This window comes from Lysobacter oculi, assembly GCF_003293695.1.
Lineage (GTDB): Bacteria > Pseudomonadota > Gammaproteobacteria > Xanthomonadales > Xanthomonadaceae > Solilutibacter > Solilutibacter oculi.
The window spans coordinates 1,640,286-1,654,597 of record NZ_CP029556.1; the positions used below are offsets into that span (position 1 = coordinate 1,640,286).

Below are 14,312 nucleotides of genomic sequence, written 5' to 3' on the forward strand. Positions count from 1 at the left end.
GCTCAGTCCGCGCTTCCCCGGTGGACATGGCGATGGTGCGGGTGCTTGATCCACTTCACCTTGACCGCCGGATCGACCGCCAGCAGCGCGTCCACCAGCTCGTTGGCGTACCAGTGGATGGCGTCGAAGGCGTCCTGCCCGTGCGAGTGCAGGTAGACCGACAGCGCCGGCTGGCCGCCGCGGCGGTCCTCGGCATACATCCAGATGCCGCCTTCGTAGACGATGGCACGCGGCACGCCATCGACAAGACGCGTATCGGCGGTCTTGCTGGCGAGCCAGGCGTGGACGGCATTCCTCACTTCATCGGGCCGGGTGGTCCACGGTTGCGCTTCCAGCAGCACGTCGTGATGGTCGTTCCAGCGCCAGCGGTGGCTGCCCCAGCCGTAATCGAGCGGCCAGCGCAAAGGAGTGCGGGGACGGTAACGGGCCATGGCGGTTCCTGCTCGATGGGGATGACGATTCAGTGGATGACGAAGAGGAGCGCGAGCAGCACGGCGGCTTCGCCCATCTCGACCAGTGCGCCCAGCGTATCGCCGGTAAAGCCGCCGAGCCGCTTCATGCAGGCCTGCCGCCAGCCGATGAAAACGAGCAGCGACATCGCCAAGCCCACCCATGCAGCGATGCCGCAGGCGACGACCACCGCCAGCGCAAGCAGCAACGCCACCATGTTCCCTGCACGCGACGCGCCCGTGAGCGCGCTGCCCATGCCCTGCCCGCGCGCATAGGGCGTGGTGATGAAGGCCAGCACCGGCCATGCGCGCCCGATGAGCGGCGCGGCGAGCAGCAGGGGCCAGGCATCGCGCGGCAGGCTGGCCAGCGCGGCGAATTTCAGCAACAGCAGCAGCACCACGGCGGTCACCGCCATCGGGCCGCTGCGCGGATCCTTCATGATCGCCAGCGTGCGTTCGCGGTCGCCGAGGCCACCGACCCAGGCATCGGCACTGTCGGCCAGCCCATCCAGATGCAGCGCGCCGGTCAGCCCGACCCAGGCCAGCAGCAGCACGGCGGCGGCGAGCAACGGCGGCGCATCGCGCAACAGCCACGACAGGCCGCACAGCAGCGCACCGATCAACAGGCCCACCAGCGGATAGAACGGCAGCGAGCGCTTCGCCGCCGCGGCATCGGCGAACACGCGCGTCGGCACCGGGATGCGGGTCAGGAAACCGATCGCGTGCAGCAGCGCGTTCATGCCGCGCGGGCCGGCAGGCGGCGTTCGGTGGCGACCTGCCACGCCAGGCGATGCAGGCCGGCATGCGGCACGTCGATGCCGGCCATGTCGCCGTAATCGCGCATTTCCACCAGGCAGCGCAGCAGGCGGATGGCGCCGCCATGGGTGATGACGAGGACGCGTTCGCCCGCTGCCGGCGCGTGTGCGTCCAGCGCGGCGCACAGGCGCAGGGCGAAGGCGTGGAAGGTCTCGCCACCGGGTGGCGGATGCGCCACCGGGTCGCGCCAGAAGGCGGCGAGCGCATCGCTCTGTTCTTCGGCGAGCTGTTCGATGGGTACGCCCTGCCAATCACCGAAGTGGTATTCGGCCAGGCGCGAGTCGGTGGTGAGCGGGAGGCCGCGTGCATCGGCCAGTTCGCGCGCGAAGGCGACGCAGCGCCGCATCGATGACGAGACGATGCGGTCCCATTCGCGCCCCGCCACCGCTTCGCGCATCTGCGACCAGCCGAGCGGGCTCAGCGCGTCGTCCAGCTGTCCGCGATAGCTGCGCTGGCCGGTGTCGCCGTGGCGCAGCAGGTCGAAGCCGGCATCGATCATCACCGTCTCACTCCGACACGCCGGCCTGCTCGAACGTCGTCATGCCGTTGTGCAGCGCGCAGGCGAGGCGCAGCAGCGGCACCGCGGCGGCCGCGCCGCTGGCTTCACCGAGGCGCATGTCGAGGTCGAGCAGCGGGCGGGCGTCGAGCGCGTCCAGCAAGGCGCGATGGCCGCGCTCCTGCGAACGGTGCGCGAACAGCAGCCACGGCCTCAGCTGCGGCTGGATGCGGCTGGCGGCCAACGCGGCGGCGGTGCTGATGAAGCCATCCACCAGCACCGGCAGACCAGCCTGCGCGGCGGCGATGTAGGCACCGGCGAGCGCGGCGATTTCGAAGCCGCCGAGCCGGCGCAGCACGTCCAGCGGCGATGCGGCCTCGCGGTGCAGCGCCAATGCGCGTGACACGACCTCGATCTTGTGGCGGATGCCGGCCGCATCCAGCCCGGTGCCGGCGCCGGCGAGCGCGTCCGGCGCGACATCAAGCAGGGCACAGGCCAGCGCGGTCGCGGCAGTGGTGTTGCCGATGCCCATCTCGCCACCGATGAACAGCTGCGCGCCGTCGGCCAAGGCCAGCCGCACGCTTTCTCGACCGGCATCGAGTGCCTGTGCGAGTTGCATCTCGTCCATCGCCGGGGCGACGCAGAAGTTGGTGGATGACGTGGCGATGCACGCGCGACGCACGCCGTCGATCTCGCCCGGGTCATTGACCGTGCCCAGGTTCACCACCTCCAGCCGCGCATCGAGTGAACGCGCCAGCACGCTGATCGCCGCGCCGCCACTGGCGAAGTTACGCACCATCTCGCCGGTCACCGCCTGCGGGAAAGCCGAGACGCCCTCCTCCGCCACGCCGTGATCGGCGGCGAACACGCTGATCCACACCCCATCGACCGTGGGCGATGCGCTGCGTTGCAGCCCGGCCAGGTGGATCGCGGCGTCCTCCAGCGCACCGAGCGAGCCCGGCGGTTTGGTCAGGCGCGACTGGCGCTGGCGCGCGGCGTCTTCAGCGGCGGCATCGGGTGATGCGCAGGGGTGCGCGGTCCAGTCGAACACGGCGGTCGATTCCATTCAGAGGCTTCCTTTCAAGGCCAGCGGCAGGCCGGCCGCGACGAACACCACGCGCTCGCAGCGCACGGCGAGTTGTTGATGCAGGCGTCCCGCCTCGTCGACGAAGCGGCGGCTCAGCGCGCCCATCGGCACGATGCCGAGGCCCACTTCATTGCTGACGAAAATGAGTCCGCCGGGCAGCGTGGACACGACATCCAGCAACGCATCGCGTTCCGACACAAAACGTGCCTCGTCTTCGAGGCACAGCAGGTTGGACAGCCACAGGGTCAGGCAATCGACCAGCAGCAGGTGACCGGGTGATGCGTGCCTGCGCAGCACATCGGCGAGCGCGAGTGGTTCCTCGACGCAGCCCCACGACACCGGCCGCCGCGAACGATGGTGCGCGATGCGTTCCGCCATCTCGCCATCCCGCGCCTGCGAGGTGGCGATGTAGGTGACGGCCATGCCGCTGTCGGCGGCCCAGCGCTCGGCCAGCGCGCTCTTGCCCGAACGCGCGCCGCCCAGGATCAGGCTGCGCATGAGGTGATGCCCATGAGTCGCTCCAGCAGGCGGGTGTCGAGATGGTCTTCCACCGCATCGGCCAGGCGCTCGATGCCGGCTTCGCGCTGCGCGTGCAGGTCGATGGCTTCGGCATCTTCCACGCCGGCCCAGCGCAGCAATGCATCCAGCGCGGCGGGCGTGTCGAACACGCCATGCAGATAGCTGGCGAAGATCTGGCCATCGGCGGAGAGCGCACCGTCCGCGCGTCCATCGTCCAATGTGATCGGAGCGGCATCGAAGGCCGGGCCGTGGCTTTCGCCGCAGTGGATCTCGTAGCCGCGCACGTTGGCTTGCGCATCGCCCAGGCGGAGCACGCCTTCGACATTGCGCAGCTGCTTGGAGGGCGCGAGCGTGGTTTCGAAATCGAGCCAGTCGAAACCTTCGCTGCTGCCCGCCTCGCCTTCGATACCCTGCGGATCGTGGATGGCGCGACCGAGCATCTGCAGCCCGCCACAGATGCCGACCAGTTTTCCGCCATAACGGAGATGGTGCTGCAGGACTTCCTGCCAACCATTCGCGCGCAGCCAGGCGAGATCGGCGCAGGTGGATTTGGAGCCCGGCAGGATGATCAGATCGCAGGGCGGCGGCGTGTCACCGGGCCCAACGAAGCGCACCTCCACCTGCGGATGCGCACGCAGCGCATCGACATCGGTGTGGTTGCTGATGCGCGGCAACGCCGGCACGCAGACGCGCAGGCGGGCATCGGTTTTGTGGACGGCTTCGCGCGGCAGCGCGTCCTCGGCTTCCAGCTGCAGGCCGTGCAGATAGGGCAGCACGCCGATCACCGGCTTGCCGGTTTCGCGTTCCAGCCAGTCCAGCCCCGGTTGCAGCAGCGCGATGTCGCCGCGGAACCGGTTCACCACGAAGCCGGCGACGCGCGCGCGTTCGCTCTCCGACAGCAGCGCGAGGGTGCCGACGAAATGCGCGAAGACGCCGCCGCGGTCGATGTCGGCGATGAGGATCACCGGGCAATCCACCGCCTCGGCGTAGCCCATGTTGGCGATGTCGCGTGCGCGCAGGTTGATCTCGGCCGGGCTGCCCGCGCCTTCGACCAGCAACAGCGCGTGCGCCGCGGCCAGCCGCGCGTGCGAAGCCAGCACCGCCTGCATCGCCACCTGTTTGTAGGCGTGGTAGCCGACCGCATCCTTGTTGCCGATGGCGCGCCCGTGCAGGATCACCTGCGCGCCGGTGTCGCTGTTGGGCTTGAGCAGCACCGGGTTGAAATCGGTATGCGGCGCGACGCAGGCGGCCTGCGCCTGCACCGCCTGCGCACGCCCGATTTCGCCGCCATCCACCGTCACCGCGGAATTGAGTGCCATGTTCTGCGGCTTGAACGGCACCACGTCGATGCCGCGCCGATGCGCCCAGCGACACAACGCGGTGACCAGCGCGCTCTTGCCGGCATCCGAGGTGCAGCCCTGCACCATCAGCACGTTCGCGCTCATGCAAGCTCACCGCGCGCGTGGATGTCGGCGAGTGCGACATCGAGTCGCGCGAGTTCGGCGTCATCGGCAGCCAATCCGAAGCGCAGACTCATCGGTAGGTCGAACAGCCGGGTCAGGATGCCGCGACGGCACAGCGCCTCGTGCAAGGCGGATGCACGCGCATCGCATCGCCACTGGAAGAAAGCGCTGCCGGCGGTCGGCGGCAGGCCGTGGTGCGCAAGCAACCCGGCCAAGCGTGCGCTGCGCTCATGCAGCCAGTCGCGCTGCGAAGCCTGCCAGCCGCTGTCGGCCAATGCCTGCGTCAGCGCCCAGCGCGTCGGTCCGGTCAGCGTCCACGGGCCCAGCCGTTCGCGCATCGCGTTGAGCAGCGCGGGCGATGCGCAGACGAAGCCCGCACGCGCGCCGGCCATGCCGAAGAATTTGCCGACAGAGCGCAGCACGACCAGTCCTTCGCGCGTGGTGTCGGCGCACAGGCTGTGTGCGGGCGTGGCATCGATGAAGGCTTCGTCGACCAGCAGCCAGCCGCCTTTCGCCTGCAGTCGTGCATGCAGCGCGAGTAGCTCATCGCGCGTGAAGGTGTCGCCACCGGGGTTGTTGGGATGGATGAGGATGACGACGTTGAACGCGGCGTCCGCATCCAGCAATTGTGCGGCGGGCAGCGGCTCGACCTCATGCCCGGCCTGCCGCCACGCATGCGCGTGTTCCGCGTAACCGGGCGCGATGACGCCGACGCGCGATCGCGCGTGCAGGCGCGGCAGGGCCTGGATCGCCGCCTGCGAACCGGCGACCGGCAGCAGGTCGGGTGCGCCGTAGTAGTCACGCGCCGCTTCGATCAGGCCGTCGTCGTCTTCCGGCAGGCGATGCCAGGCACGCGGTGGAATGGGCGGCACCGGCCACGCGCGCGGACTGATGCCGGTGGACAGGTCCAGCCATTTGTCCGGCGCGATGCGGTACTCGCGCGCCGCACGCAGCAGGCGGCCGCCGTGCTCAAGCATGGGCCAGCCTCCACGCCAACTGCGCCGCAGCGGCCACGATCAGCCACAGCAGCACGCCACGCCGCACCAGCCGCAGCGCAGCGGAGATGGATGCTGCATCGGCATCGCGGCCTTCGCCCAGCGGCGGACGTAGCATCATCTCGCCGTGGTACGGCGCCGGGCCACCGAGGGCCACGCCAATCGCGCCGGCACCCGCCGCCATCACCGGGCCGGCATTCGGGCTCTTCCACGCGCTCGCCTGCGTGCGCCAGCAATGCAGCGCGCGCAGGAAGCGGCCGCACAGCGCATAGGTCAGCGCGGTCAATCGCGCCGGGACCAGGTTCAACAGATCGTCGATGCGCGCCGCCGCCCAGCCGAAGCGCAGGTAACGCGCGTTGCGGTAGCCCCACATCGCATCCAGCGTGTTCGCCAGCCGGTACAGCACGGCGCCGGGCGCACCCAGCAGCGCGAACCAGAACAGCGCGCCGAACACCGCATCGCAGCCGTTCTCCAGCACCGATTCGGTGGCGGCGCCGGCGACCTGCGTCGGCGTGAGCGCATCGACATCGCGGCTCACCACGCGCCCCACCGCCGCGCGTGCGGCTTCGATGTCATCGCCATGCAGGGCATCGATCACCGGCCGCGCGTGTTCGCTCAGGCTGCGCAGCCCGATGCAGGCGTACAGCACGAGCGCCGACAGCACCCAGGCAAGCCACGGCGCAACCGCATCCAGCCATCGCACCAGACAGAAGCACAGCGCGACCGGTGGCGGCACCGCGAGCATCCACGCCAGTCCGCCGCGCCATTTCGCATCGCCATGCAGCAGGCCTTCGATGCGCGTGGCGAGACCGCCGAACATCACCAGCGGGTGCACGCGACGCGGCTCGCCGGCCATCGCATCCAGCAGCACCGCGGCGAGCATGGCCAGCGCGGTCATCGCTTACAGCTCGATGCCCTTCTGCGCCATGATCCCGGCCTTGAACGCATGCTTGACCAGGCGCATCTCGGTCACCGTGTCGGCGGCTTCGATGAGTGCATCCGGCGCGCCACGCCCGGTGATCACCACGTGCTGGCGTTCCGGCCGCGCGGCGAGCGCGGCGACGACAACGGCCACGTCGATGTATTCCTTGACCAGCGCGATGTTGAGTTCGTCCAGCAGCACGAAATCGACGCTTGCATCGGCCAGCATCGCCTTAGCCGCAGCCCACGCCGCCTGCGCGGAGGCGATGTCGCGCTCGCGGTCCTGGGTCTCCCAGGTGAAGCCATCGCCCATCACGTGATAGGCCAGCTCATCGGGCTCGAAGCGGCGGAAGAAGGCTTCTTCCCCCGTCGAGAAACTGCCCTTGATGAACTGCACCACGCCGCAGCGGAAGCCGTGCCCGAGCGAGCGCGCCAGCATGCCGAAGCCCGACGAACTCTTGCCCTTGCCGTTGCCGGTGTTGACCACCACCACGCCACGGTCGATCGTGGCCTTGGCGATGCGGCGGTCGACCAGTTCCTTCTTGCGCTGCGCGCGTTCGCGGTAGCGCTCGTCGGGGCTCAGCGGATCGTCGCGCACCGATCAGGCCCGGGCGATGTGGGTGCGGTCGTCGCGACGCAGCGCCATCACGCCCGCATACGCGGCCAGGCCGGCGACGATGTAGGTCATGGTGACGCGCACGAACAGCGGGCCCCACTGGCCGACGCGGCTGATGTACTCGGCGAAATGCGGCTCGGCATAGCGACCGCCCAGCCAGTAGAACGCGCCGTTGGAGATCAGGAACGACACCGTCGCCGCCACGAAGCCCACGCCCAGCGCACCGGCCAGCGACCTGGTTTCAAGACGCAGGCGCGGCGCATAGAAACGGCCGGCGTACCACAGCGCGGCATAGGCCAGCAGCAGGAAGCCATAGCTCGGCGTCACGCAATAAGCCTCGAAGAAACTCAGGCCGCGCAGGCTGACCGCGATGTAGTCGATCACCACCGCCAGCAGCAGGTAGCCGGCGAAGGCCGCATGGCGGCGCAGGAACAGGCCACCCAGGAAGAACACCGCCATCGAGGCATCCTGCAGGTGCAGCACGCTGCCGATGTGGTGGAAGCGCGTGAGCGTCATCGCCAGCACCAGGGCGGCGGCAACGATGAGTTGATTGCGAAGGTTCTCGGTTTTCATGGCGATGTCTCCCAGGGGGGGCGGCTCAGAGGCCGCGGTAGCGCAGGGTCAGCAGCCAGGTGCGGCCCGGCTGGTTGAAGAAGGCGGCGGTCTCGAACTTCCGGTCGAAGACGTTTTCCACCGCGAGTTGCAGCTTCCATGCCGGGTCGAACTTCCAGCCCAGGCGCAGGTCGGTGCTGGCATAACCGCCCAGCGGACGCTGGTTGCGCAGGTCATCATAGCGACGGCCCGCACCGGTCACGCTCGCGCCGACATCCAACGTGCCGAACGTGCGGTCCAGGTCGATGCGGCCGCTGCGGTGCGCACGACGCGGCAGTTCGAAACCGTCGTAGCCCTTGCTCGCGTTCTCCGGATCCAGCCAGGTCAGCGCGCCATGCAGGTTCCAGCCGGCCAGTGCGGTGTCGCCGGTCAACTCCACGCCACGGATGCGCGCGCGATCCACGTTGCCCGGCGCGAAGATCGACGCATCGAACGCGATCAATCCGTCGATGCGCGTCTGGTAGGCGTTGATGCCCCAGCGTGACTTGCCATGCGTGCCGCGCAGGCCGATTTCCGCGCTCTTTGAGCTCTCGGGCAGCAGGTCGGGGTTGCCGTAGCCGGGGTAGTACAGCTCGTTGAAGGTCGGTGCCTTGAACGCGGTGCTGTAGCTGGCCGACAGCCGCAGCGCATCGGTGAACTGCCAGCCCCATTGCAGGCTGCCGGTGGTCTTGCCGCCGAACTGGCTGTTGTCGTCGCGGCGCGCGGACAGCTGCAGCGCATGTGCGCCGAAGTCCTGCTGCCACTGGCCGAACAGCGCACGGTTGGTGCGGCGGTCCAGCACATAGGCGGTGTCGCTGCTCACTTCGTCGCGGTACCAGTCGAAGCCGGTGACGAAGCGGGCGCTGCCGGCCTTGAAATCGGCCTGCACGCCCGCGAGCCGGCGCACGGTTTCGAAGTTGCTGCGCCATGCGCCATCGTGGAAGTTGTCGCTGAAGTCTTCCGACTGCCCGGCGTTTAACGCCAGCTTGAACGCGTCGCCATTGCGGTAGGTCGCGCGTGCGCCGAGCACCTGCTGGACGATGTCGGCTTCGTTGACGAAGCTGCCGTCGTAATGGTTGCGGCCTTCGGCCCGCAGCGCGTTGCCTTCCAGCTTCCACGCCTCGCCGATATCGAAGCCGCCCTGCGCGCTGATGGAATTGTTGCGGTAGCCGTCGCGATCCAGTTCATACACGAAGCACCCCGCGCCACCCGGCGAAGGCTTGCCGTAGCAGGCATTGATGCCATCGGTCTTCGCGTGCGCCAGGTTGAGCGCATACCACCTGCGCGCGCCGCGACCGGACACGCCGGCGCTCGCCTTCAGCGTGCCCTGGCTGCCGGCGGACACGCTGAATTCCGGGGTGAACGCGCCCTGCGGCTTGCGCGTGAAAATCTGGATGACGCCGCCGATCGCATCCGAGCCGTACAGGCTGGAATACGGCCCGCGCACGATCTCGATGCGCTCGATCTGCTCAAGCGGGATGTCCTGCCACGCCGCGCCGCCCGACGTCGCGGAGCCCACGCGCACGCCATCTATCAACACCAGCGTGTGGTCGGATTCGGTTCCGCGCAGGTAGAGCGAGCTGTTCTTGCCGGCTCCGCCGTTGTTGGACAGGCTGATGCCCGCCTCGCCGCGCAGCAGGTCCTGCAGCGAACCGGCCTGCCGGCGTTCGATCGCCTCGCGGTCGATCACGGTGGTCGAGGCCAGCGCGTTTTCCAGCGTCTGCTCGCCACGGGTGCCGGTCACCACCACGGTGTCGAGCGAGGGCGGGTCGAGGGCGGCTTCGGCCAGCGCGGGTGCGACAGGCAGTGCGGCGGCGATCGCCAGTGCCAGCGCGGCACGGCGGGAAACAGGGTGGAACGAAGTCATCGGGGCTCCTGCGCCGCGCCCATCCGCGCGGCAAAAGGTCTTGGGGAAGACAGCAGGGGCGGCAGACAGTCCGGAGGCGCGGGCGCGGCCGGTGACCGTCCGCACGCCCTCCGCATGTCCGGTTTTCCGCAGGCCGGTCTCCGGGCTCGCAGAAGATGCGTGAAGCATCCGGCGTGGGCCTTCCCATGCATGTGCACAGTGGCGATCCGCGCCCGGGCCGATGGCCCGCCTGCCTACCGTTGCGGGGGCAGCTCCGGAATGGCGCGATGCGCGGACCGGATTCCCGTTTCAGCCACGTCATGTGGCCACCTGAGGCGGCGTGAAGGCTAGCATGGCGGCCCAGCCAAAGACAGCGGACATCCGCATGGACCTGCCCGAACCGCCCCGCCGCATCGTCGTGCTGACCGGCGCCGGCATGTCCGCCGAAAGCGGCATCGCCACCTTCCGCGATGCGCTGACCGGCCTGTGGGCACGCTTCGACCCGGCCGAACTGGCCTGCGAAGACGGCTTCCGGAAGGACCCTGCGCGCGTCTGGGGCTGGTATCGCTGGCGCGCGGCGCAACTGCTCGGCTGCACGCCGAATGCCGGCCACCTCGGCATCGCCGCGTTGCAGGCCACGCACGCGGTCACCGTGATCACCCAGAACGTCGATGACCTGCACGAGCGCGCCGGCAGCCACAGCGTCATCCACCTGCACGGCGAACTGCTGCACTCACGCTGCATCGGCTGCGGCACGACGCGCGACCCGGACCCCATCATCCAGAACCTGCCTGTCGTCCCCGGCGATGGCCGCCTCGAAACACCGCCCGCCTGCGATGCCTGTGGCGAACCGTTCCGCCCCGGCGTGGTGTGGTTCGGCGAAGCGCTGCCCGATGCCGCATGGCAGGCCGCCGTCGACGCGTTGCAGGCCTGCGACCTGCTGGTGGTGATCGGCACCTCGGGACTGGTGCAGCCGGCGGCCTCGCTGCCGGTGCTGGCGAAGCGACTCGGCGTACAGGCCATAGACATCAACCCGCAGCCGACGCCGATCAGCGACATCGCAGACGCGCACTGGCCGATGGGTGCGGGCGAAGGCGTGGCGAAGCTGCAGGCGATGCTGGCGATGCGCTGAGCGGCCACCGCTGCATGGCATCATCCGCCCGACGCAGGGGCTGCCTGCGCGTGCCATCCACGGGGAGGAGCGCCACATGGGGAAGAGGTCGTATCTGAAATGCCTGCTGCTGTCGGTGATGCTGGCCTGGACCACGCATGCCGCGGCCCAGGAGACCGGCACGCTGGTGGTCGACATCAAGCCGTTCCACAGCGAACGCGAGCTGCCGAAGAAAGTCGAAACGCAGTTGAAGAACGGCGGACTGGAATGGGGCCAGCGCAACGGACAACTGGTTTTTTCATCGATGAACAAGCGTTTCATCGATTTCCCGCTCAACCACATGACCCGGTTCGGCCAGTCCGAATCGCTGCAGCTGGCGCCCGGCGAATACACCGTGACCGGCATCGGCCTGAACGTGAGCATGGGCTTCAACCCGCAGAAGATCGTGGACCGCGGCGGCTACATCAACGAGCACGTGATGAAGCTGCACATCGAGGCCGGCAAGACCACCACGCTCAGCATCGACCCGGTGATCTTCCGCGATGGCGCGTTCGTCATCGACATCTACCAGCCCACCCTCAACGCGACGGTGACCGCACCCGATGGCAGCACCTCAGCCGAGCCGGTCGGGTTGAACCGCCAGTCGGAGACATCGGTCAACTGGGGCAAGTACAACGGCCCACTGAAGTTCGTGGCGAAGTGATGCCGCTGCAGGGCTGACGAAGAAACGGGGCCGATGGCCCCGTTCTTCTTGCGCGATGTCACCGCAGCCGCAGCTCAGTGCGCGAAGACCAGCTTGCCGCCTTCGGCATCCACCCTGACCGTATCGCCGTTGCCGAAGCTGCCTTTCAGGATTTCCGATGCCAGCGGGTTCTCGATCTGCTGCTGGATGGCGCGCTTCAACGGACGCGCGCCGTACACCGGGTCGAAGCCGACATTGCCCAGCAATTCGTAGGCCTTGTCGCTCAACTCGATCTTGATGCCGCGCTCGGCCAGCCGCTTCTCCAGCCCGCGCAGCTGGATGCGCGCGATCTCCTTGATCTGCGCCTTGTCCAGCGGGTGGAACACCACGATGTCGTCGAGCCGGTTGATGAATTCCGGGCGGAAATGCGCCTGCACCACACCCATCACCGCCGCCTTCATCTGCGTGTAGGCCTCGGGGGAGTCGTCGCCGGCGAGTTCCTGGATCTGGTGCGAGCCGAGGTTCGACGTCATCACGATCACCGTGTTGCGGAAGTCCACCGTGCGCCCCTGCCCGTCGGTGAGGCGGCCATCGTCCAGCACCTGCAGCAGGATGTTGAAGACATCGGGATGCGCCTTCTCCACCTCGTCCAGCAGGATCACGCTGTACGGCCGGCGACGCACCGCTTCGGTCAGATAGCCGCCTTCCTCGTAACCGACGTAACCCGGCGGCGCACCGATCAGGCGCGACACGCTGTGCTTCTCCATGAATTCGCTCATGTCGATGCGCACCATCGCGTCGCTTGAGTCGAACAGGAATTCCGCCAGCGCCTTGGTCAGCTCGGTCTTGCCCACCCCGGTCGGCCCAAGGAACAGGAACGAACCGCTTGGACGGTTCGGATCACTCAGCCCCGCGCGCGAACGTCGCACGGCATCGCTCACCACCTTGATCGCCTCTTCCTGCCCGACCACGCGCGTGTGCAGCTGCGATTCCATCTTCAGCAGCTTGTCGCGCTCGCCTTCCAGCATCTTGCTGACCGGGATGCCGGTCCAGCGGCTCACGACTTCGGCGATTTCCTCTTCCGTCACCTTGTCCTGCAGCAGCTTGAAGCCGGTGGTCTCGGCTTCCTGCGCGGCCTTGAGCTGCTTTTCCAGCTCTGGCAGTTCGCCGTACTGGATCTCGCTCATCCTGGCGAAATCCTGCGCGCGCTGTGCGGCTTCGAGCGCGGATTTGGCGAGCTCGATCTTCTCCTTGATTTTGGTCGCGCCCTGCAGCGTGGCCTTCTCGGACTTCCAGATTTCCTCGAGATCGTTGTATTCGCGCTCGAGGTGGGCGATGTCGTCTTCCAGGTCCGCGAGGCGTTGTTTGGATGCGTCGTCCTTCTCCTTCTTCAGCGCCTCACGCTGGATCTTGAGCTGGATCAGGCGGCGTTCCTTGCGGTCGAGTTCCTCCGGCTTGGAATCGATTTCCATGCGGATGCGCGAAGCCGCTTCGTCCATCAAATCGATCGCCTTGTCCGGCAACTGGCGGTCGCTGATGTAGCGGTTGCTCAACGTCGCCGCGGCGACGATGGCCGGGTCGGTGATCTCCACGCCGTGGTGCAGCGCGTACTTCTCCTTCAAGCCGCGCAGGATGGCGATGGTGTCTTCCACCGACGGCTCACCCACGAACACCTTCTGGAAGCGGCGCTCCAGCGCGGCATCCTTCTCGATGTACTTGCGGTATTCGTCCAGCGTGGTCGCGCCGATGCAATGCAGTTCACCGCGCGCGAGTGCGGGCTTGAGCATGTTGCCGGCGTCCATCGCGCCATCGGCCTTGCCGGCACCGACCATCGTGTGCAGCTCGTCGATGAACAGGATGATCTGCCCCTCGCTCTTCGACAGATCGTTGAGCACCGCCTTAAGCCGTTCCTCGAATTCCCCGCGGAACTTCGCACCGGCGATCAACGCGCCCATGTCCAGCGACAGCACGCGCTTGCCGCGCAGGCCTTCGGGCACCTCGCCGTTGACGATGCGCTGGGCCAGCCCTTCGACGATGGCGGTCTTGCCCACGCCGGGTTCGCCGATCAGCACCGGGTTGTTCTTGGTCCGGCGTTGCAGCACCTGGATGCAGCGACGGATTTCCTCGTCGCGGCCGATCACCGGGTCCAGCTTGCCCTTCTCGTGGCGCGCGGTCAGGTCAACGGTGTATTTCTCCAGCGCCTGGCGCTGGTCTTCGGCGTTTTCGTCCTGCACTTTCTCACCTCCGCGCATGGTGTCGATGGCGGCTTCAAGCCGCGCCTTGTCCACGCCGGCCGCCTTCAATGCACGGCCGGTTTCGCCGCCGTCATCGAGCGCGGCCAACAGAAAAAGTTCGCTGGCGATGAAGGCATCGCCGCGTTGCTGCGCCAGCTTGTCGGTCACATTCAACAGCCGCGACAGGTCATTGCTGATGCTCACGTTGCCGGCCTGCCCGCTGACCTTCGGCAGGCGCTCGAGCGCTTCGGACAGGCGCTCGCGCAGCAGGGTGATGTTGGCGCCGGCCTGCACCAGCAGCGGGCGCGCACCGCCGCCCTGCTGGTCGAGCAGCGCCATCAACAGGTGGGCGGGTTCGATGATCGAGTTGTCGCGGCCCAGCGCCAGCGACTGGGCGTCGGCGATGGCCTGCTGGAAGCGCGAGGTGAGTTTGTCCATGCGCATGGGAGAGCCTCCGGAATGGGGCACGGATGCGGCCGGCGCGAA

The 14,312-nt window shown here is 68.1% G+C and carries 14 protein-coding genes and 1 riboswitch; of the genes, 2 read left to right on the plus strand and 12 right to left on the minus strand.

Annotated elements, in window-relative coordinates; genetic code table 11:
* Positions 1-2 precede the first annotated feature (2 nt).
* Genes DCD74_RS07940 through btuB form a run of 11 tightly spaced genes read right to left on the minus strand, consistent with a single transcriptional unit; the run spans position 3 to position 9,820 of the window.
* Positions 3-431, minus strand: a complete 429-nt coding sequence (locus tag DCD74_RS07940; protein WP_162615947.1) for a hypothetical protein — start codon at positions 429-431, stop codon at positions 3-5.
* A 29-nt stretch (positions 432-460) separates the two neighbouring features.
* Complete coding sequence (locus DCD74_RS07945; RefSeq protein WP_112926835.1) at positions 461-1,189, minus strand: adenosylcobinamide-GDP ribazoletransferase; 729 nt, start codon at positions 1,187-1,189, stop codon at positions 461-463.
* On the minus strand, positions 1,186-1,761 hold the full coding sequence (locus tag DCD74_RS07950; protein WP_407072232.1) for a histidine phosphatase family protein: 576 nt from the start codon (positions 1,759-1,761) through the stop codon (positions 1,186-1,188). The genes DCD74_RS07945 and DCD74_RS07950 overlap by 4 nt, the downstream gene beginning before the upstream one ends.
* A 10-nt stretch (positions 1,762-1,771) precedes the next feature.
* Positions 1,772-2,827, minus strand: coding sequence for a nicotinate-nucleotide--dimethylbenzimidazole phosphoribosyltransferase (gene cobT, locus DCD74_RS07955; RefSeq protein ID WP_112926837.1), 1,056 nt, complete (start codon positions 2,825-2,827; stop codon positions 1,772-1,774).
* The gene (gene cobU, locus DCD74_RS07960; protein ID WP_112926838.1) at positions 2,828-3,346 is read right to left on the minus strand and encodes a bifunctional adenosylcobinamide kinase/adenosylcobinamide-phosphate guanylyltransferase; all 519 of its coding nucleotides are present in this window, start codon (positions 3,344-3,346) and stop codon (positions 2,828-2,830) included.
* The gene (locus DCD74_RS07965) at positions 3,334-4,812 is read right to left on the minus strand and encodes a cobyric acid synthase (RefSeq protein ID WP_112926839.1); all 1,479 of its coding nucleotides are present in this window, start codon (positions 4,810-4,812) and stop codon (positions 3,334-3,336) included. The genes cobU and DCD74_RS07965 overlap by 13 nt, the downstream gene beginning before the upstream one ends.
* A complete protein-coding gene (cobD, locus tag DCD74_RS07970) occupies positions 4,809-5,807 on the minus strand; it encodes a threonine-phosphate decarboxylase CobD (RefSeq protein ID WP_112926840.1) in 999 nt (332 codons plus the stop codon). The genes DCD74_RS07965 and cobD overlap by 4 nt, the downstream gene beginning before the upstream one ends.
* Positions 5,800-6,723 carry an adenosylcobinamide-phosphate synthase CbiB gene (cbiB, locus tag DCD74_RS07975; protein WP_112926841.1) on the minus strand — a complete coding sequence of 308 codons (924 nt, stop codon included), beginning with the start codon at positions 6,721-6,723 and terminating at the stop codon, positions 5,800-5,802. Before cbiB ends, cobD begins: the two co-directional genes overlap by 8 nt.
* A gap of 3 nt (positions 6,724-6,726) precedes the next feature.
* Positions 6,727-7,329 carry a cob(I)yrinic acid a,c-diamide adenosyltransferase gene (cobO, locus tag DCD74_RS07980; protein WP_112927744.1) on the minus strand — a complete coding sequence of 201 codons (603 nt, stop codon included), beginning with the start codon at positions 7,327-7,329 and terminating at the stop codon, positions 6,727-6,729.
* An 18-nt stretch (positions 7,330-7,347) separates the two neighbouring features.
* On the minus strand, positions 7,348-7,935 hold the full coding sequence (locus tag DCD74_RS07985) for a hypothetical protein (protein ID WP_112926842.1): 588 nt from the start codon (positions 7,933-7,935) through the stop codon (positions 7,348-7,350).
* Positions 7,936-7,960: 25 nt separating this feature from the next.
* Positions 7,961-9,820, minus strand: a complete 1,860-nt coding sequence (gene btuB, locus DCD74_RS07990) for a TonB-dependent vitamin B12 receptor (protein WP_112926843.1) — start codon at positions 9,818-9,820, stop codon at positions 7,961-7,963.
* A gap of 114 nt (positions 9,821-9,934) precedes the next feature.
* Positions 9,935-10,148, minus strand: a riboswitch (cobalamin riboswitch).
* A 36-nt stretch (positions 10,149-10,184) separates the two neighbouring features.
* Between btuB and DCD74_RS07995 the strand changes: the two genes are divergently transcribed.
* On the plus strand, positions 10,185-10,931 hold the full coding sequence (locus tag DCD74_RS07995) for an SIR2 family NAD-dependent protein deacylase (protein ID WP_112926844.1): 747 nt from the start codon (positions 10,185-10,187) through the stop codon (positions 10,929-10,931).
* A 76-nt stretch (positions 10,932-11,007) separates the two neighbouring features.
* On the plus strand, positions 11,008-11,613 hold the full coding sequence (locus tag DCD74_RS08000) for a hypothetical protein (protein ID WP_112926845.1): 606 nt from the start codon (positions 11,008-11,010) through the stop codon (positions 11,611-11,613).
* Between the two features lie 74 nt (positions 11,614-11,687).
* Here the strand turns inward: DCD74_RS08000 and clpB are convergent, their stop codons facing one another.
* Positions 11,688-14,270, minus strand: coding sequence for an ATP-dependent chaperone ClpB (clpB, locus tag DCD74_RS08005; RefSeq protein ID WP_112926846.1), 2,583 nt, complete (start codon positions 14,268-14,270; stop codon positions 11,688-11,690).
* Positions 14,271-14,312 lie beyond the last annotated feature (42 nt).